This window comes from Pseudomonas sp. PMCC200344, assembly GCF_030053095.1.
GTDB classification, from domain to species: domain Bacteria; phylum Pseudomonadota; class Gammaproteobacteria; order Pseudomonadales; family Pseudomonadaceae; genus Aquipseudomonas; species Aquipseudomonas svalbardensis.
Genome location: NZ_CP125618.1, coordinates 2,636,731 through 2,655,755 on the forward strand (window position 1 = coordinate 2,636,731; position 19,025 = coordinate 2,655,755).

The window sequence follows — 19,025 nt, forward strand, 5'->3', positions numbered from 1 at the left end:
GAGTTCGACCATGTCTTCTGCCAAAAATACTGCCGCCGTGGAAAAGGGCTTTGCCCACACTGGCGCCAACCTGGTGCGCGACGTCAGCCTGCCGGCGCTGGTGCTGCACCGCGAAGCACTGGAACACAACATTCGCTGGATGCAGGCGTTTGTCAGCAACAGCGGAGCCGAGCTCGCGCCCCACGGTAAAACCAGCATGACCCCAGCGCTGTTTCAGCGCCAACTGGACGCCGGTGCCTGGGGCATCACCCTGGCCAGCGCCACGCAAACCCGCGCGGCTTACTCCCATGGCGTGCATCGGGTGCTGATGGCCAACCAATTGGTCGGTACGCCGAACATGGCGTTGATCGCCGATCTGATGGCTGATCCGGCTTTCGACTTCCATTGCATGGTCGATCACCCGGACAACGTCGCTGACCTCGGCGCGTATTTCGCCTCGCGCGGTGTGCGCTTGAACGTGATGATCGAGTACGGCGTGGTCGGTGGTCGTTGCGGTTGCCGCACGGAAGACGAAGTGGTCGCGCTGGCCAAGGCCATCGCGGCGCAACCGGCGTTGGCGCTGACCGGGATCGAAGGATACGAAGGGGTGATTCACGGCGATCACGCTGTGAGCGGCATCCGTGCGTTCGCTGATTCTTTGGTGCGTCTGGCCGTGCAATTGCAGGACAGCGGCGCGTTCGCCATTCCCAAGCCGATCATCACGGCGTCGGGTTCGGCCTGGTATGACCTGATCGCCGAGTCCTTCGAAGCGCAGAACGCCGGTGGGCGTTTCCTCAGTGTGCTGCGTCCCGGTAGCTATGTGGCTCACGACCATGGCATCTATAAAGAAGCGCAATGCTGCGTGCTCGACCGCCGCAGCGACTTGCACGAAGGCCTGCGCCCGGCGCTGGAAGTCTGGGCTCACGTGCAGTCGTTGCCGGAACCGGGTTTTGCGGTGATCGCCCTGGGTAAACGCGACGTGGCCTACGACGCCGGGTTGCCGGTGCCGCTGATGCGCTACAAGGCCGGTGTAGTGCCGGCGATGGGCGATGACGTCAGCGCCTGCAAGGTGACGGCGGTGATGGACCAGCATGCGTTCATGACCGTGGCGCCGGGGGTTGAGTTGCGGGTGGGGGACATTGTTTCCTTTGGTACCTCGCATCCGTGCCTGACGTTCGACAAGTGGCGTATCGGGTGTCTGGTGGATGAGCAACTGAACGTCATCGAAACCATGGAAACCTGTTTCTAAGGCTTGAGACCGCAGCGCGGCCTTCGCGAGCAGGCTCGCTCCCACAGGGGACGCATTCCATTGTGGGAGCGAGCCTGTTCGCGAAAGGGCCCTACCAGACAACACAGAAACACCAGAGAGCCCAAGAACAATGAACACCATCAGCACCCTTGGCCCCAACACCCCGCGCATTGCCCTGATCGGCGAATGCATGATCGAGTTGCAGCAACGCGCCGACGGCAGCCTGCAACAGAGTTTCGGTGGCGATACCTTGAACACGGCGGTCTACCTGTCCCGGGAGTTGGGCGAGGGCGGCACGGTGGATTACGTCACTGCCCTGGGCGACGACAGTTTCAGCGATGCCATGTGCCAGAGTTGGGCCGACGAAAACATCGGGCTCGGTATGGTCCAGCGCTTGCCCGGCCGATTGCCCGGTTTGTATTGCATCCAGACTGACGCTGCCGGTGAGCGACGTTTTCTTTACTGGCGCAACGAGGCGGCAGTCCGCGATTGTTTCACCACCCCGGCCGCCGCGCCGATCCTGGCGGCACTGCCGGATTACGATGTGCTGTATTTCAGTGGCATCACCCTGGCGGTACTGGGTGTGCAAGGTCGGGAGAAGTTACTGGAAACCCTGGTCGAAGCCCGGCAGCGGGATGCGCGGATCGTGTTCGACAACAACTACCGGCCACGTTTGTGGGCGTCGATCGAGGACGCACGGGCGGCCTATCGCAGCGTTCTGCCCTATGTCGATCTGGCATTGCTGACTGTCGATGACGAACAGGCGCTGTTTCATTTTTCCGATTGCGAGGCGGTGTTTGCCGCTTACGAGCAGATTGGCACGCCTGAAGTGGTACTCAAGCGTGGCGCCGAGGCGTGTCTGATTCGTTGTGATGGAGAGTCGTTTGAAGTGCCGGCGCAGGTGGTCGAGCGGGTGGTGGACACCACGGCGGCGGGGGATTCATTTAGCGCGGCGTATTTAGCCAGTCGCCTGAAAGGAGGCAGCCCGGTTGAGGCTGCCGAAGCGGGGCATCAATTGGCGAGTCGGGTGATTCAGGTGCCTGGAGCCCTCATTCCCCGAACCTGAAACACGATCCATTAATCCCGGTAAAACACCTGCACCAGGTGATAGCCGAACTTGCTCTTGATCGGTCCGTGCACCACGCGCAAAGGTTTTTTGAAAATCACGGCATCGATAACTCCAACCATCTGCCCGGGCCGCACTTCACCCAAGTCGCCGCCGCGCTTGCCGGACGGGCAGGTGGAATACTTCTTGGCCAGCACATCGAAGGCTTCGCCCTTGGCGATGCGTTGTTTGAGCTGTTCGGCTTCTTCCGAGGTTTTCACCAGAATATGGCGGGCTTGAGCTTTCATGGGCAGTACCTTGCAACGGTGGTGGCTATGTTGGTGCCAGCGGGGGCGCGCGATTATGCCTTAACTCAGTCCGGTTGACCGATCATCGCGCGAATCTTGTTGGCCAACAGGTCAATGGAAAAGGGCTTGGCCACCATGTCCATGCCTTCCTCCAGGAAGCCCTGGCGCTCGGCGGCTTTTTCCGCGTAACCGGTCATGAACAGCACTTTGAGCTCGGGGCGGTGCTGGCGCGCAATCTCCGCCAGTTGCCGACCGTTCATCCCCGGCAGCCCGACATCGGTGACCAGCAAATCGACCCGCAGGTCGGATTCCAGCAGGGGCAGGGCGGTCTTCGCGTCTTCGGCTTCATGGGCGTGGTAACCCAGCTCGTGGAGCAGGTCGAGCACCAGCATGCGCACCGCCGGGTCGTCCTCCACCAACATCACGGTTTCACCGGCGATCGCGGCCGGCGCCTCGCTGGTGACCGGCATCAGGATGTTTTCGGGCTCTGCGGCGTGCAGCCGCGGCAGGTACAGACGAACGCTGGTGCCCTGGCCCGGCAAGCTGAACAGGCTGACGTGACCGCCCGACTGCTGGGCAAAACCATAGATCATCGACAGCCCAAGACCGGTGCCCTGGCCGATGGGTTTGGTGGTGAAGAACGGGTCGAAAGCTTTGGCCAGCACCGACGGTGTCATGCCGGTACCGTTGTCGCTGACGGCAATCATCAGATAATCCCCGGCCTTGACCGGTTCCAGGGTGTTGATGTCACTGCTGTCGAGATAAACGTTGGCGGTTTCGATCCGCAACTCGCCGCCATCGGGCATGGCGTCCCGGGCGTTGATCACCAGATTGAGCAGGGCGTTTTCCAGCTGGCTGACGTCGGTGCTGACCGGCCAGACGTCATCGGCCAATTGCAGTTTGAGCTCGATGTGGTCGCCCTTGGTCCGGCTGAGCAGATCTTCCAGGGAATGGATCAGATCATTGGCGTTCAGCGGCTTGCGGTCCAGTGACTGACGCCGGGAAAACGCCAGCAGGCGATGGGTCAGGGCGGCGGCGCGGTTGGCCGAGGACACTGCCGCCTCGGTGAAACGGCCCACCTCGGCGGCGCGCCCGTCGGCGATATAGCGCTGCATCAAATCGAGGCTGCCAATGATCCCGGTGAGCATATTGTTGAAGTCATGGGCGATGCCGCCGGTGAGCTGGCCGAGCGCTTCCATCTTCTGCGCATGCCGCAACGCCTCTTCGGCGCGCTCGCGTTCGAACATCTCGTTCTGCAGTCGCTGGTTGGCTTCAGCCAATTGCTGGGTGCGGGCGGCGACTCGTTCCTCAAGCGTTTCGTTGAGATTGCGCAGGGCTTCTTCGGTCTGTTTGCGCTCGGTTTCGTCAATCACAAAGATGTAGAAACCATTGACCGCACCATCCGCGCCGTGGCGCGGCAAGTAGTTCATCAGGGCATGGCGGATGCTGCCGTCACGGTGCGGGGTGCGGATGCTGAAACAACAAGGCTTGCCGGACAGCGCCTGGGCGATGTATTCGGCGCGCAAGGCATAGGCTTCTTCACCCAGTACTTCACGGATGGTTTTGCCAAAGAGCTCCTGAGGCGTCAGCCCGTACCAATCGAGGTAGGCCGCATTGTTCAGGCGAAAGCGTTCCTCGCTGTCCACGTAGCTGATCAGGATCGGCATGGCGTTGATGATCAGTTGCAGCTCGGTCTGACTTTGCCGCAAGGCCTGCTCGGTGTGCTTACGTTCGGTCAGGTCCAGGGCGGCGCCGAGGAAGCGGATTGGCCGACCATGGTGGTCCTTGTAGCAACGACCCCGGGCAAACACCCAGCGCAGCTGACCGTCGGCTTGCAGAAGGCGATATTCCTCGGCGTACTCGGTGCCGTGGGTGATGGAGTGCTTGATGCTGCGGGCGACCATGGCGCGGTCTTCCGGATGCACGCCCTGAAGGTAGGCGCTGATGGGCAACTGATTGGCGAGCAGCGGGTCGATGCCGTGTAACTGGGCGAAGTGGGTGTCGGCAATGAAGCGGTCTTCGTTTATGTCCCAGTCCCAGGTGCCGACGGCGTCGGTGGCCGCGAGGGCCAGTTGCAGGCGCTCCTCGGTTTCGTGCTGGGCCTTGAGGCTGGCGGCCGAGCGCTGTTCGAGTTCGAGGGCGATGCGTCGGCGTTCGTTGGTTTCGATGGCGGTGACCAGAATCCCGGCGACCTGGGCGCTTTCATCGCGGATGGGGCTGTAGGTCAGGTCCAGCCAGAAGTCAGAATCATGGCCATTACGCTGCAAGGTGAAGCGCTGTTCACTGTAGGTCCGTACCTGTCCTTGTAGGACGGCGCTGTAAATGGGGTCGGTAAAGTCTTTTAACTCTGGCCAGATCAGGTGTGTCGGCTGTCCGAATGCGTGTGGATGCTTGCTGCCGGCCAGCAGGGCGAAGCCGTCGTTGTAGATCTGCGTGAGCTGCGGCCCCCACAGCAACAGCATGGGCATCGGCGAATGAATCACGATATCCACGGCGGTTCTCAGGCTTTGCGGCCAGGTACTGGCAGCGCCCAGCGGGCTGCGTCTCCAGTCCAGTCGGGCAATCAAGGCCTGGGCATCGCTGCCGGTCGGTGATGCGTTCATCAAGATGTCCTGCACTTAAGTCGGTGTGGCGGCGTCAACTATCCTTGTACCGCAGTAGACGCTGGATGACCCGTTTTGGGTCATTTTTATTCATTGAATGCTTCGCGGGTGCTTTTTGCCATGGAAATCGATGCACTGTTAAGGCTCCTGGCCAGCCAGAATGGCTCCGATCTTTATCTGTCTACCGGTGCGCCACCCAGCGCACGGTTCGAGGGTGTGCTTAGACCCTTGGCCGATCAGCCATTCAAGCCGGGAGAAGTCGCGGCCATTGCCGCGTCCATCATGGACGCCGAACAGCGTCTGGAGTTCGATCGGGAGCTGGAGATGAACCTGGCGATTTCTTTGACCGGTATCGGGCGCTTTCGGGTCAATATCTTTAAACAACGCAACGATGTGTCAGTCGTGGCGCGCAACATCAAGCTCGACATTCCGCGTTTCGAAGACCTCAAACTGCCGCCGGTGCTGCTCGAGACTGTGATGCTCAAACAAGGATTGATGCTGTTCGTCGGCGCTACCGACTCGGGTAAGTCAACCTCGCTGGCAGCATTGATCGACTACCGCAATCGCCACAGCAGTGGCCACATCATCACCATTGAAGACCCGGTCGAGTACATCCATCGGCACAAGAAGTCGATCATCAACCAGCGTGAGGTCGGCGTCGATACCCGCAGTTTTCACGCCGCATTGAAAAATACCTTGCGCCAGGCACCGGACGTGGTGTTGATCGGCGAAATTCGTGACCGCGAGACGATGGAGCACGCGCTGGCGTTTGCCGATACCGGTCATCTGGTTATCTCCACCCTGCATGCCCACAACGCCAATCAGGCGCTGGACCGGATCATCAACTTCTTTCCCGAGGAGCGCCGGACGCAGCTGCTTCATGATCTGGGCAACAACCTCAAGGCATTCGTTTCCCAGCGGTTGGTGCATACCCGTGACGGTCAGCGACGGGCGGCGGTGGAAGTGATGCTCGGGACGCCAACCGTCGGCGACCTGATTCGGCGCAATGAGTTATCCGAGCTCAAGGGGATTATGGAGAAGTCTGTAGAACTGGGGATGCAGACGTTCGACGGAGCGCTTTACGCGTTGGTCGTCGATGGGGCGATCAATGAGGAGGAAGCGTTGAAGCATGCGGATTCGGTGAACAACTTGCGCTTGCGGCTGAAGCTGCACGCCGAAGCGTCACCGGGTCCCCATGCGCCGCCGGGCGAATGGGGACTCATGGACTGACAAAGATCGAATGTGGGAGCGAGCCTGCTCGCGATGGCGCCGGGTCAGTCAATATTGATGTCGACTGACACACCGCTTTCGCGAGCAGGCTCGCTCCCACAGTAGATTCCCGGCGTTCAGTCGTTGAGTTCGGGGCGGTTTCGGAATTGCTCAAGCGCCTCGGGATTGGCCAGTGCATCGGTGTTCTTGACCTTCTGCCCATGCACCACATTCCTCACCGCCAGTTCAACGACCTTGCCGCTGATGGTGCGCGGTATATCAGTCACCGCGACAATCTTCGCCGGCACATGCCGCGGTGTGGTGTTGGCGCGGATAACCTGGCGGATCTGTTGTTGTAGCGCTTCGTCCAGTTCGATGCCCTCGCGCAATCGCACGAATAGCACCACCCGCACGTCATCCTGCCATTGCTGACCGATCGCCACGCTGTCCAGAACCTGTGGGACTTTCTCCACCTGACGGTAGATTTCCGCAGTGCCGATGCGCACGCCGCCGGGATTGAGCACGGCGTCGGAGCGTCCGTGGATCATCATCGCGCCATGGGGCAATTGTTCCGCGTAATCGCCTTGGGCCCAGACGCCGGGGAACTGACTGAAATACGAGGCACGAAGCTTTTCCTGCTGAGGGTCATTCCAAAACCCGATGGGGATTGCCGGGAAGTGCCGGGTGCACACCAGCTCACCTTTTTCGCCGATCACCGGCTGGCCGTTGTCGTTCCAGACTTCCACCGCCATGCCCAGGCTTTTGCCTTGTATCTCGCCACTGCGTACCGGCTGCAGCGGATTGCTGTTCACAAAACACGAAACGATGTCGGTGCCGCCGGACATCGAGGCCAGGCAAAGGTCAGGCTTGAGGTCGCGGTAGACGTAGTCGTAACTCTGCGGCGACAACGCGGAACCGGTGCAGAGCAGGGTTTTGAGGCTGCTCAGGTCATGGCTTTCGCGAGGTTTGACGCCGTTGCTTTCCAGGGTCGCAAGGTACTTGGGGCTGGTGCCGAAGACACTGATGCATTCGTCGTCGATCAGGTCGATCAGACGCTCGGGGGCGGGATGAAATGGCGAGCCGTCGTACAGCACCACCGTGCTGTCCACGGCCAGCGCCGAGACCAGCCAGTTCCACATCATCCAGCCGCAGGTGGTGTAGTAGAACAACCGGTCGCCGGGACCGAGATCGCAATGCAGGCCATGTTCCTTGACGTGTTGCAGCAACACACCACCCGTGCTGTGAATGATGCATTTCGGTACGCCGGTGGTGCCGCTGGAATAGAGGATGTACAGCGGATGAGCGAAGGGCACGGCAACGAAATCCGGCTCGCCGCCAGCGTCGTAGAAATCATCCCAGAGCGTCACGTTGGCCCGGGTGTGGAAATGTTCGATGCGCGCTTGCGGTCGGGCGTAAGGCACGACAATCAACTGCTGCAAGGACGGCAAGCGCTCGAGGATTTCATTGACCTTGGCGGTCTGGTCGATGTCCTTGCCGGCATAGCGGTAACCGGCGCAGGTGATCAGCACTGTCGGCTCGATCTGGCCGAAACGGTCGATTACGCCCTGGGTGCCGAAGTCCGGTGAGGAGCAGGACCAGATCGCTCCCAAACTGGTGGTGCCGAGCATCGCCACGAGGGTTTGCCAGGTATTGGGCATGCACGCCGCGACGCGGTCACCGAGGCTGACACCGGCGGCTTTCAAGCTGTTCTGAAACCCGGCGACATGCTCGCCCAGTTCTGCCCAGGTCAGGTGTTCACGCTGGCCGTTCTCGCCGATGGCAATGACCGCCACGGCATCGTCGCGACGGCGCATCAGGTGTTCGGCGAAGTTCAGGGTGGCGCCGGGAAACCATTGGGCGCTGGGCATTTGCGCGCCCTCAACCAGCACAGCGTCCGGTTGATCGTGGAAACGGATGTCGAAGAAATCGACGATGGCCTGCCAGAACGCTTCACGCTGATCGATGGACCATTGATGCAGGGCAGGGTAGTCGTCGACGTGGAGGTTGTGTCGCTGATTGATGAAGCGCCGGAAGGCCTCCATGCGGGTCTTGCCGATGCGCTTGGCGCTGGGTTGCCAGAGGATGTCGGACATGGCTTGCCTCTTCTTGTTGTTCAGATCGTTCCCACGCGGACGGTTCGACGCCTCGACGTAGGAACTATCAGTGCAAGGGGGTTACTGCGCCAACCACCCACCATCAATATTCCACGCCGCGCCACGCACCTGGCTACCGGCCTCACTGCACAAAAACAGCACCAGTTCGCCCAATTGTGGCGGCGTCACAAACTCCAGCGAAGGCTGCTTCTCGGCCAGCAAATCATGCTGCGCCTGCTGCGGGTCGATCCCTTTGGCGATGCGGTCATCAATCTGCTTCTGCACCAGTGGCGTCAGCACCCAACCTGGGCAGATGGCGTTGCAGGTGACATTGGTGGTGGCCGTTTCCAGCCCTACCACCTTGGTCAAACCGATGACGCCATGCTTGGCCGCCACGTAAGCCGCCTTGCCCACCGACCCGACCTGGCCATGCACCGAAGCGATATTGATGATCCGTCCCCAACCCTTGGCGCGCATGCCTGGCAGGCTCAAACGGGTGCTGTGGAATACCGACGACAGGTTGATCGCAATGATCGAATCCCAGCGCTCCACCGGGAACTCTTCCACCGGCGCCACATGCTGAATACCGGCGTTGTTGACCAGGATGTCCACGCCGCCGAACTCACGCTCGGCGTAGGCAATCATGTCGGCGATCTGCGCCGGGTCGCTGACATCGGCCGGGTGATGGCCGACCTTGCTACCGAATTGCTCGACCTCGGCAATCACTTTGGACGCATCACCGAAACCGTTGAGGATCAGATTGGCGCCAGCCTTGGCCAGGCTGAGGGCAATGCCCAGGCCGATGCCGCTGGTGGAACCGGTGACCAGTGCAGTCTTGCCCGAAAGAGTCGTCATGAATACCTCACACAATGCCAGTGGCGTAGAAAGTACCGATCACCACAAAAACCGCCAGGGTCTTGATCAGCGTAATACAGAAAATGTCTTTGTAGGCTTCGCGGTGGGTCAGGCCGGTGACCGCCAGCAAGGTAATCACCGCGCCGTTGTGCGGCAGGGTGTCCATGCCGCCACTGGCCATCGCGGCCACCCGGTGCAGCACTTCCAGCGGGATGTTGGCGGCGTGGGCCGCTGCGATGAAGTCATTGGCCATGGCCGCCAGAGCAATGCTCATACCGCCCGATGCAGAACCGGTGATACCGGCCAGCAAGGTCACGGTAATCGCTTCGTTGACCAGCGGATTGGGAATGCTCTTGAGCCAGTCGGCCAATACCAGGAAGCCCGGCAAGGAGGCGATCACCGCACCAAAGCCGTACTCCGATGCGGTGTTCATCGCCGCCAGCAACGAACCGCTGACCGCACTTCTACTGCCCTCGGCGAGTTTGCCGCGAATCGCCTGGAAGCCGAATACCAGCACCATAATGATGCCGACCAGCAAGGCTGCCTGAACTGCCCAGATCGCCGTGAGTTTGGCGATTTCAGTGGTCACCGGCGCGGCCATGCCCGGCAGCGCAAGGCTGTGGGTCTTGCCGTACCACTGCGGAATCCACTGAGTGAACAGCAGGTTCATGATGCCGACGGCCAGCAGCGGCGACACGGCGATCCATGGGTTGGGCAGTTTGATGTCGGCAGCGGTTTGCGGCTCGTTGCGCAGATCGGTGCCATACCCTTCACCGGCGTGCTGCGCTTTGTTGCGCTGGCGCTGCAGAAACAGCATGCCGGCGCAGACCACGAAGATCGCGCCGATCAGGCCCAGCCAGGGCGCGGCCCAGGCGGTGGTGTTGAAGAAGGTGCTGGGGATGATGTTCTGGATTTGCGGGGTACCGGGCAGGGCGTCCATGGTGAACGAGAATGCGCCGAGGGCAATGGTCGCCGGAATCAGTCGCTTGGGAATATTGCTCTGGCGGAACATTTCAGCGGCAAACGGGTAGACCGCGAACACCACCACGAACAGCGACACGCCGCCGTAGGTCAGCAGGGCGCAGACCAGTACGATCACCAGCATCGCCTGACTCGTGCCGAGGAGACGAATCGCCGCTGCGACGATGGAGCGCGAAAAGCCCGACAGCTCGATCAGCTTGCCGAACACCGCACCGAGCAGGAACACCGGGAAATACAGTTTGATGAAGCCGACCATTTTCTCCATGAACACCCCGGTGAACGCGGGGGCGACGGCGGAAGGGTCGGTGAGCAGTACGGCGCCGAGGGCGGCAATCGGGGCAAAGAGGATAACGCTGTAGCCACGGTAAGCCGCGAGCATTAGCAGCGTGAGAGCTGCCAAGGCAATGATCACACTCATGGTGTGTCTCCTGGATTGTTATTTTTTTTAGGGTGGATCTTGGTGGGAGAGGGCTTTAGCGAGTTTCGTGCCAGAAGGTTAAGGCATTGAAATGTATGGATATTTTTCAGATTTTCATGGCGTGCTTGAGGTTTTCGTCTCTATTTTGAGATATATGTCAATTTTGAAGGCCTTTTCGCGAGCAGGCTCGCTCCCACAGGTTGAGTGTCCACCCTGTAGAAATGCGATCAGGAGTGGGAGCGAGCCTGCTCGCGAAGGTCTGTCTATCGATGGAGATTCGTGTCTCATTACGGAGACTCTACAATCCCCAACGCCACCATCTTCTTATACAAAGTTGACCGCCCCAAGCCCAACCGCGCCGCCGCTTCAACAACCTTCCCGCCACATTGCGCGAGGGCAGCTTCAATCAACTGTCGATCAAACCGCTCCCGAGCCTCACTGAAAGTCTCATGCGCAACCGGCTCAATCGTTACAGGCGCCGCACGCGCTACCGGTGTGAGCGTACCAATCGCCGCGCGGATATCTGCGGCATTCAGCATCAAGTCATCACTGAGCAATGCTGCCCGCTCCAGCACGTTGCGCAGTTCACGAATATTCCCCGGCCAGGCATGTTGACCCAGCAGGTCCAAGGCTTCGCGGTTCAATTCGTGTTGACTGCGCAGTTCTTCCAGAATGGCTTCACTGAGAGCCGGGAGATCGTCGAGTCGATCACGCAGCGGTGGGACCTGGATCGGCAGCACGTTGAGGCGGTAATACAGATCGGCGCGAAATTCACCGCGTTTGATCGCGGCATCCAAATCCGTGGAGGTCGCGGCAATCACCCGCACATCGCTCTGGATCACTTCGTTGGAACCCACCGGCTCGAATTCTTTCTCCTGCAGTACCCGCAGCAGTTTGCTTTGCAGTGGCAACGGCATGTCGCCGATTTCATCGAGAAACAGGGTGCCGCCCTGGGCAATTTGCAACTTGCCGGCGCGGCCCTTGCGATCGGCGCCGGTAAACGCGCCGGGCGCGGTGCCGAAGAATTCCGCTTCCAGCAACGATTCGGGAATCGCCGCGCTGTTGATGCTGACAAAGGCCTTGTGTGCGCGCGGCGAAGCGCTGTGGATCGCCTGAGCCAGCAGCTCTTTGCCGGTGCCGGTTTCACCGAGCAGCAACACCGGGGACTCGGCGCTGGCACTGCGTCGAGCGCGGCGTTTGACTTCGAGGCTGGCGGCGCTGGTGCCGATAAAGTGTGCGAAGTTGTACTTGGTCTGCCGCGCTCGCAGCAGCGAGCGGGTGGAGGCCAGTTCTTCCTGCATGCTCATGTAGCGCTTGAGCATCGGCGAGAGGCTGCGTAATTCATCGAACAGCGCAAACCCGATGGCGCCGATCACCACGCCGGCGTCGTCATGAATCGGCAGGCGCATCACCACCAATGGTTCTTTGGGGGTGTCCTGCATATCGAGCAAAATCGGCCGACCAGTGCGCACCACCTCGCGCAACAGACTGCCGGGGATCACGCTTTCGCAGGCCTTGCCGATCGCCACTTCCGCCGATTCCAGGCCAAAGCGCCGTGCGTAGCGCTCGTTCATCCAGACGATGTTGGCATCGCGGTCGACAATCACCGTGCCTTCGCTGGACTGCTCGATGATCTCGAACAACGAACGGATGGCCAGCAGGCGAACGCGCTGGTAGTCCTTGAGGCTTTCGGTGGTGTTCATCTTTTGTTCCCAAATGGATGAGCTGTGCCGGCATTTTCGGATGCCTCGGATGCCGGCGGCCATTATGCCGGTGGATCGTTATATCGGCATCTGCCGAAGGTCATTGCTGAGATGCAACGGTGAAAAATGGTGTGTAGCCGTTCGTCGGATATGGCGCCTACCTGTAATTTCTGACAGTTGTGCCCGATTCATTCGCGCTGCCAAATGGGTGCACCCGGCGCCGATACGTACGCTCGATCCAGCGCCATACCGCACGAAGGAGACTTCATATGACTACGGAAGAGTTATTGCCGGACGAGATTCTGGTAAAGGCCGGGAACATTCTGGCGCTGTCGCCGTTGTACATTCCGGGGCAGATTCCGCAAATCCATGATGCTGACGGAACGCCCAACGAGAATCGGGTTGGCGTCAACCGTAGCATGTGCACCTCCAATGCCGAGGGCTTACTGGTTGATGTACTGCCGTATCTGGGGGCTACAGAGGGAGACAACATCCGCATTTACTCCAGTCTGGATCCGATCGCATTGCTGTCATTCAATCTGGCGGCGGGTCAGGAAAGTAAAACCTCCCACGTATTCTTGCCGGGGCACCGGCTCAAACAGGGCTTCCAGTTTTTCCGGCATGAGGTGATGCGCAACAGCCAGAACGTTGGGGACTCCACACCGCTTGAAGTTTTCGTCCGTTTTTTGATGCCGGGCGGCACGGATCCGGAGCCGGATCGTCCCGGGCACTACCGGTTGCTGGCGCCAAAGTTGCTCAATGTGCCTGCCGGGGGAATCACCAGAGAACTGGCGGAGTCGGCTGAAGGGGTGCAATTCGCCATTCCTGCTTATCTGAACATGCGTCAATTTGACGTAATTAGCGTGAGTTACGGTGGGGTCTTCTTTTACACCACCGTGCTGCCCGAGCAGGTTGGCAAGGAAATCCGGGGCAAAATACTGCCGGAAGTCATCATGAAAGCCGGCAACGGCGATCACATCTTTATTTATCGCCCACGCGATCAAGTGCATAACCTTACCAGTGACTGGTCATTGCGTATTTCGGTGTATGCCGAGGTGACTCCGGATCTGTTGCGTCCGGTGATTCTGGATGCGGTGCAAGTCGATCCGGATACAGGCGAATTGTTTTATGACCTCGCCACGCTGGGCAGCAAGAATATTCAGGTGGACGTGGTCACGCGCCCGGTTACCTTCGACCTGGGAGATACTGTCAAGCTGTCGGTCTCCAGCATCAAGAGTGGCGTTGAGACTGTGGTGTTCACCGAGTCCAAACCCGTTACCCAGATCAACAGCACCGTGCGCTTTTTCATGCCCAACGTCACGGTTGTGCAGTTGGCCAGAGAGCACATTTATTTCCGCTATGAACTGACCGAAAAAAGCACGGGCGATACCCGGCGCTCGAGCCGAACCACCGTGTGGCTGAAGGGCCGCGCGGTGAACCTGCCGGCACCGAAAATCCTTCCGATCAATGGTGTTGTGGTCGATCCTGCCAAAGCTGCGACCGGCATCGTTTCACCCCATGCCGGGATAGTCGCGCAAACGTGGTTGCACTTTTACGCGATGGGCATTGCGCCGGGTGGAGTAGTGCACCTGTTCGATAGCGGACGGCGTATCAGCAGTTCGCAGGCCACCCGCGACATGACGTTTCCGCTGTCCGTGGCATTCCTGTCGAAGATCGATGGCGGGCCGCTCGAGGTGCATCACAAGGTGGGCACCAGCAAGGACGATCCATTGGCGGCCGAATCCTTGCGCCACTCGGTACGGGTCGGCGAACCCAGGCCCGACTTGCAGGCTGCCATCGTGGTGGATGAGCTGGACGGGGTACTGGATCCCGAACAACTGCCTCCCTTCTCGGACGCGGAGGTTCAGGTTCTACCGTTCCAGGACATGAAGGGTCACACCGTTTACCTGTGGTATCAGTCGGATAATCCGCTGGATTCACAGCGCAACGACGACTCCATTGACATCGATGATCGCGATCTCGATATCCCGGTGTCGTTTTACCTGCCCCTGGACTTCCTCAAGGCAAACGTGGGTTACAAACTGACGATCGGTTACTCGGTCGAACCTACCAATGGATCCGGCACGGAGCGCTTCGGGGCCAATACGTTAGTGGCGATTGGCGCAAGTGCGAAGCAGCCATTGCCTGTACCGAAGGTATTGGAGGCCAATGATGCAGGTGTTCTGAATCCGGGGGACACGGCCAGCAAAGGGGCGTCGGTGGTCATTGATGACGCCGACCTTAAATTTGGCGATTACATCAAGTTGAAGTGGGATGGCGACGCACAGGACGGAGACTATCAGTGGGGGGAGTCCATTTCGTTCAATGGTGAAGGAAAGCCCTTCACCCATCAGGTCCCTCAAAAGTATGTGCTGGCCAATCAGGACCTGGGTATCCGGGTGTCTTATTCGGTGGAGCGCGACGCCGGGGGCGAGCAGCCTTCCGATGTGCTGGTATTGAGCGTGCAGCGCGCGGTACTGCCACTGCCTGCGATCAGCGAAGCGACGGGCCCCAACCGCGATCAGATCAACCCTGACGACGTGCCTGCCGATGGGGCCAACGCCCGGATCGGGATTACCGCGCAACTCAAGGAAGGTGACGTTGTTACGCTGATGCCCAGCGGTGCACCCGCAATCATCAGGACGGTTTTCAAGACTGATGAAGGGCGGGAGCTGATCATGAAAATTCCGCGCTCTTTCATCGAACGGCAAAATGGCGCAAATTTTACTCTGAGTTACACCATCAAACGCAAGGCAAACGGTGCGGATGAACCATCAGGCTTCAAGAACTTCGATGTTCGTCGCGTGATCGGTTCCGGCAAATTGAAGGTCATGGGGGCGCGGCATAACTCCAATACCTATCGTTCCTCCAGTGCGCCGTGCCTGATGTGGGCATTGAATGCCCAGACCCTCCAGCCGATGTTGTCGGAGTGGCGATATGTTGGCGATGCGGCCTGGATTGCCGGCACCCAGTTCATCGATACCGACTCCTCCCGGTCACTACAAGTACGCTCCTCCACCGAGCAAGTGACCCTCAATCCAGTCAATGTGTGTGGCAACGGCGTAGACGCCAACGTCAGCGGCGCCGCAGCAGTTGTCGTGCTGCGCGACGCTCGAGTGTCAGGCGGGGGCGGCTTGGGTGGACGTGATCTCGCCGGATTCGGCAATGCCTCCTACGGTGGCAACATTCCTCCGGTGTATCTGATCCTGGAGAATTTGCAGGGCGTATTTTGTTCCGGCGGTGCGTTTGTAGCACTTAGCAGAGAGGGTGTTGCGCTGCCGTTCGGCGAAGCGGGCAGTGGCGGCAATATGGGCGCGGTCAACCCTAACGGATTCAAAACCCTCGCCAGCAACAGTTACGCATTTTTCGGGCTGACCACTACCGGTGAGGTGCGGTGCTGGGGCAATGCATCGTACGGTGGCACGCTGCCCGCGGGCGGACTGAGTAATATCAAGCGTGTGTTCAACGGTGGCCTGGCGTTCTGTGCCGAGCGGATGGATGGCAGCATCACAGCTTGGGGCCATGGCGTTGTGGCCAGTCCGGTTCCTGGCGTCAATAACGTAGAGCGAATCATCTGTTCCTATCAGGCATTCGCGGGTATCACCCAGACGAAACGGCTGTTCGCGTTCGGCGTTGCAGGCTTCGGCGGCACGCTTCCTGCCGAAATCGCCAACCGCACCGATATCCAAAGGCTTTGCTGCGCCAATGCACGTGCCTTTGTGGCACTCACCAGCGCAAAGAATGTCGTTGCCTGGGGTGAGGCCGGCTACGGGGGCAATCTCAATGCCTTTCCCGGAATCGCCGCACTGCGTTTTGTCGATGTTGCCTCCACTTGGCATGCGTTCGCAGGAATCACTGAAAACAACCGCGTGGCTGCCTGGGGAACAGCGCCAGCGGGTGACGTGCCAGCGCAGATCGCTGCGCTCACCAACGCCATCCAGGTAGTCGGAACCTCTCATGCCTTTGCGGTGCTATGTGCTGACGGACGTGTCTTTGCGTGGGGCAACGCAACGCTCGGCGGTGATACCTCACCGGTCGCCGCACAACTGGTTAACGTCGTCGCCATTTACACCAACTCGCACGGGTTCATCGCGCTGACATCCGACAAGCGCGTGGTCACGTGGGGGCAAGCGACCGGCATCGGTGGCGCTGCCGGCCTTAACGGCTTCGTCTCCTATATCGACGGCACTGCTTCGGCAATGGATGCAGTAAACGTCGAAGCGAACGAGACAGCCGAGTCTCAATAAAACCATTCGAACTGCTCGACACTCGACGCCTCGTGAGGGCGCCGAGTGTCTGATCGACTCTGAGGTGACTGAAATGCTCGAAGAAAACACTGGTGTTCTGGCAACGCTTCCCGAACCGACAGTTGACGGTGTACTTGATGGCACCCTCGATCCGCAGGCGCTGGAGCCGAGAACAGCCGTACGCCTGCGCGTGTATGCCGGGATGAAGTCCAACGATGAAATTCATCTGTACATCACCCCGCAGGGCACCCCGCAAAAGCTGATCGACAAGATCAAAATCAGGGCGAATCAGGGTGCCAACCCGCCTTTCTTCCTTGTCGACTCGAGCGTGTTTGCGCAATACCTGGGCGGCTTCATAGGGGTGAGATACGAGGTCTGGTTCGGTAATCAACGGCTGCACACGTCCCAGGAGCTGCACCTGGAAATCAAGGCCGGTTTTGAAGGCGAGCACACGCTGGATCTGAGTACCTCCAATTACGTGGTGATGACCGGCAAGCCGCCCGTGGATCCGCCGGCCTTCAGCCGGTTTACCCGGGAGGCGACATGGGGCGTCGGCCCATATGACTACAGCACCAGCGATGCCAAGGTTGCCAGGGTGGTGGATCAGCAGGCAGAAGTTACGGCCACTGGCAATGGTACTTGCCTGATCAGCGCTACCGATAGCGTGGGTCAGACCAAAAAATATCAGCTGAATGTCAGAGGCATTGGTCAGTTGCATTTCCTGACGGCTACCGCCAACTGGACGGGTATGCGCGATGCCTGTTCGGTTGCCGGGTTGCAACCGCCTTCCTTGGCTCAACTGCGACAGTTGCTGAACATTTACAGCGCCAATGCCGGTTCGCGGACTGATTACTTCGGACGTTTGCCTTATCCGTTCTGGACCGGTGAAACCAACGGCGCCAATACCGCCTGGATCGTTGATCTGGACAAACCGGTGAACGACCCACTGGACCCTAATCCCACCTCCGCCGACCTGAGTGAGTTTCATCAGGTATTGGGTGTTTCGATGAGTTGAGTTTGCGCCGGGCGTAGCTCCGGGAGGGATTCCATGAACGTTTATCGTCTGCTGGTCAACAGCACGCTATTGCTTTGCCTGCAATTTGGCGGGTTGGCCTGGGCCGTCACCGGCCCGGAAGTCGCGCAGATCCTTAACAGTCGTTATGCAATCGACAACCCAAGGTGTTCGGGCGACACCGATCCCTACCACTGCAGTGGCGTGATGGTGCGGGGTTCACAAACAAGACCGGGACGTCCGTTCTGGATGCTCAGCTCCGAAGCGATTGGTGCCGGGTTCGAGCGATTTGCCTATCTGCGCAAAGACATCGCTCGGGATCCATCCTTGTTGCAAAACGGCTATGTGTTCACCGATAAATTTACGGCGCTGGGGCTGGGTAAAACACTGGAGGTCTCGCAGCCGGACTTGAGCGCGGAAGTGCGGGTCAGAAACTGGAGCGAGCAGGCGCCGCAATCGATACCGGTCGAGGGGTTGTTTTACGACCGCAGCTGGCCCACGAGCTTGCTGGCGGCACAGCGCGATCAACGTGATTTTTTTCAGTCGACGGGTACGTGGTTGCCCATCCTACGCCTGGACCTCAGAGACGCAAGTCAACAGGTTTTCGGCTTTAACCAGCAGGATCAACTGTATGCGGGCTATCAAGTGGCAGCCCGCTTGAACGCGCGGTATCGCGATACTGCCGTTACGTGTCGAGATGGGCGTGCAGCCTTTTACTGCAACGGTGTGTTGATTCGCGGTACGGCCGCGTCGACGCAGTTTCATGCCTGGAATCCCAGCCCCAACTCGGTAGGCCGCAATGGGGTGTCGTTTTCTTGGGCAAGAGCTGATGTCGGGATGGTGCAGATCGCCGGTAATCAGGGATTGATCTTCAAGGAGTCGTCGGCACCGACGCCCTATGACGCCGCATTGCGTTGCATTTACCCCACCAATGCCGGTACCAGCGGGATTCCCAACAGCTGCCGCATCTATTGCGACGTGCTCGGTGTGACCACGGTGGCCGCCTATCGAGCGCAGGGCGGCACGTGTGCCTTCAACGTCACACCCCCACAGGTTCAGTTGAGCATCGACGTGCGCAACCGCAATCCGGCCTGGAACGAAATCATCATCGCCGCCTGGCCGCAGAACATTCCTGGGCAGTTGCCGCTCGAAGCGATTTTTGTGGTGGCCGGCACTGCGGGGCTGCAGGACGCCCAGTTCATCCAGCGTGATTTCTATCAACAAACGACTCGCACGGTCCCGGTTGTCCGTGTCGCGCTCAATGCAGCCAATGGCATTCCTTTTTCGTACGAGCCTTCGGATCAGGGTGCGCCGTAGGCCCGG

Annotated in this window: 12 protein-coding genes; 6 read left to right on the forward strand and 6 right to left on the reverse strand. The window is 59.6% G+C overall.

What is annotated here, in order from left to right; genetic code table 11:
• Positions 1–10: 10 nt before the first annotated feature.
• Both QFW87_RS11960 and QFW87_RS11965 read left to right on the forward strand, forming a co-directional pair.
• Complete coding sequence (locus QFW87_RS11960) at positions 11–1,228, forward strand: amino acid deaminase (RefSeq protein ID WP_283190585.1); 1,218 nt, start codon at positions 11–13, stop codon at positions 1,226–1,228.
• Positions 1,229–1,358: 130 nt separating this feature from the next.
• Complete coding sequence (locus QFW87_RS11965) at positions 1,359–2,294, forward strand: sugar kinase (RefSeq protein WP_283190586.1); 936 nt, start codon at positions 1,359–1,361, stop codon at positions 2,292–2,294.
• Positions 2,295–2,305: 11 nt separating this feature from the next.
• Here the strand turns inward: QFW87_RS11965 and QFW87_RS11970 are convergent, their stop codons facing one another.
• Together QFW87_RS11970 and QFW87_RS11975 are read right to left on the reverse strand one after the other, a co-directional pair.
• On the reverse strand, positions 2,306–2,581 hold the full coding sequence (locus QFW87_RS11970; RefSeq protein WP_007898282.1) for a peptidylprolyl isomerase: 276 nt from the start codon (positions 2,579–2,581) through the stop codon (positions 2,306–2,308).
• Positions 2,582–2,646: 65 nt separating this feature from the next.
• Positions 2,647–5,184 carry a PAS domain S-box protein gene (locus tag QFW87_RS11975; RefSeq protein ID WP_283190587.1) on the reverse strand — a complete coding sequence of 846 codons (2,538 nt, stop codon included), beginning with the start codon at positions 5,182–5,184 and terminating at the stop codon, positions 2,647–2,649.
• Between the two features lie 120 nt (positions 5,185–5,304).
• On the opposite strand from QFW87_RS11975, the gene QFW87_RS11980 reads away from it, so the two are divergent.
• A complete protein-coding gene (locus QFW87_RS11980; protein WP_283190588.1) occupies positions 5,305–6,414 on the forward strand; it encodes a PilT/PilU family type 4a pilus ATPase in 1,110 nt (369 codons plus the stop codon).
• A 116-nt stretch (positions 6,415–6,530) separates the two neighbouring features.
• Here QFW87_RS11980 and QFW87_RS11985 read toward each other — a convergent pair whose 3' ends face one another.
• The 4 genes from QFW87_RS11985 to QFW87_RS12000 form a co-directional block, all read right to left on the reverse strand.
• Positions 6,531–8,486: an acetoacetate--CoA ligase gene (locus QFW87_RS11985; protein WP_283190589.1), complete on the reverse strand. Its 1,956-nt coding sequence runs from the start codon at positions 8,484–8,486 to the stop codon at positions 6,531–6,533.
• Positions 8,487–8,567: 81 nt separating this feature from the next.
• Positions 8,568–9,341, reverse strand: coding sequence for a 3-hydroxybutyrate dehydrogenase (hbdH, locus tag QFW87_RS11990; protein ID WP_283190590.1), 774 nt, complete (start codon positions 9,339–9,341; stop codon positions 8,568–8,570).
• A gap of 7 nt (positions 9,342–9,348) precedes the next feature.
• Complete coding sequence (locus QFW87_RS11995; protein ID WP_283180456.1) at positions 9,349–10,740, reverse strand: GntP family permease; 1,392 nt, start codon at positions 10,738–10,740, stop codon at positions 9,349–9,351.
• A 287-nt stretch (positions 10,741–11,027) separates the two neighbouring features.
• The gene (locus QFW87_RS12000) at positions 11,028–12,443 is read right to left on the reverse strand and encodes a sigma 54-interacting transcriptional regulator (protein WP_283190591.1); all 1,416 of its coding nucleotides are present in this window, start codon (positions 12,441–12,443) and stop codon (positions 11,028–11,030) included.
• 269 nt (positions 12,444–12,712) lie between these two features.
• Here QFW87_RS12000 and QFW87_RS12005 point away from each other — a divergent pair, with 269 nt between their 5' ends.
• The 3 genes from QFW87_RS12005 (at position 12,713) to QFW87_RS12015 (ending at position 19,019) form a co-directional block, all read left to right on the forward strand.
• A complete protein-coding gene (locus QFW87_RS12005) occupies positions 12,713–16,690 on the forward strand; it encodes a hypothetical protein (RefSeq protein ID WP_283190592.1) in 3,978 nt (1,325 codons plus the stop codon).
• 73 nt (positions 16,691–16,763) lie between these two features.
• Positions 16,764–17,705 carry a hypothetical protein gene (locus QFW87_RS12010; RefSeq protein ID WP_283190593.1) on the forward strand — a complete coding sequence of 314 codons (942 nt, stop codon included), beginning with the start codon at positions 16,764–16,766 and terminating at the stop codon, positions 17,703–17,705.
• Between the two features lie 33 nt (positions 17,706–17,738).
• On the forward strand, positions 17,739–19,019 hold the full coding sequence (locus tag QFW87_RS12015; RefSeq protein ID WP_283190594.1) for a hypothetical protein: 1,281 nt from the start codon (positions 17,739–17,741) through the stop codon (positions 19,017–19,019).
• Positions 19,020–19,025 lie beyond the last annotated feature (6 nt).

Coding starts and splice junctions, on each gene's coding strand:
- QFW87_RS12005 (WP_283190592.1), top strand. CDS start 12,713: ATGACTACGGAAGAGTTATTGCCGGACGAGATTCTGGTAAAGGCCGGG.
- QFW87_RS11985 (WP_283190589.1), bottom strand. CDS start 8,486: ATGTCCGACATCCTCTGGCAACCCAGCGCCAAGCGCATCGGCAAGACC.
- QFW87_RS12000 (WP_283190591.1), bottom strand. CDS start 12,443: ATGAACACCACCGAAAGCCTCAAGGACTACCAGCGCGTTCGCCTGCTG.
- QFW87_RS11995 (WP_283180456.1), bottom strand. CDS start 10,740: ATGAGTGTGATCATTGCCTTGGCAGCTCTCACGCTGCTAATGCTCGCG.
- QFW87_RS11980 (WP_283190588.1), top strand. CDS start 5,305: ATGGAAATCGATGCACTGTTAAGGCTCCTGGCCAGCCAGAATGGCTCC.
- hbdH (WP_283190590.1), bottom strand. CDS start 9,341: ATGACGACTCTTTCGGGCAAGACTGCACTGGTCACCGGTTCCACCAGC.
- QFW87_RS11965 (WP_283190586.1), top strand. CDS start 1,359: ATGAACACCATCAGCACCCTTGGCCCCAACACCCCGCGCATTGCCCTG.
- QFW87_RS12015 (WP_283190594.1), top strand. CDS start 17,739: ATGAACGTTTATCGTCTGCTGGTCAACAGCACGCTATTGCTTTGCCTG.
- QFW87_RS11960 (WP_283190585.1), top strand. CDS start 11: ATGTCTTCTGCCAAAAATACTGCCGCCGTGGAAAAGGGCTTTGCCCAC.
- QFW87_RS11975 (WP_283190587.1), bottom strand. CDS start 5,184: ATGAACGCATCACCGACCGGCAGCGATGCCCAGGCCTTGATTGCCCGA.
- QFW87_RS11970 (WP_007898282.1), bottom strand. CDS start 2,581: ATGAAAGCTCAAGCCCGCCATATTCTGGTGAAAACCTCGGAAGAAGCC.
- QFW87_RS12010 (WP_283190593.1), top strand. CDS start 16,764: ATGCTCGAAGAAAACACTGGTGTTCTGGCAACGCTTCCCGAACCGACA.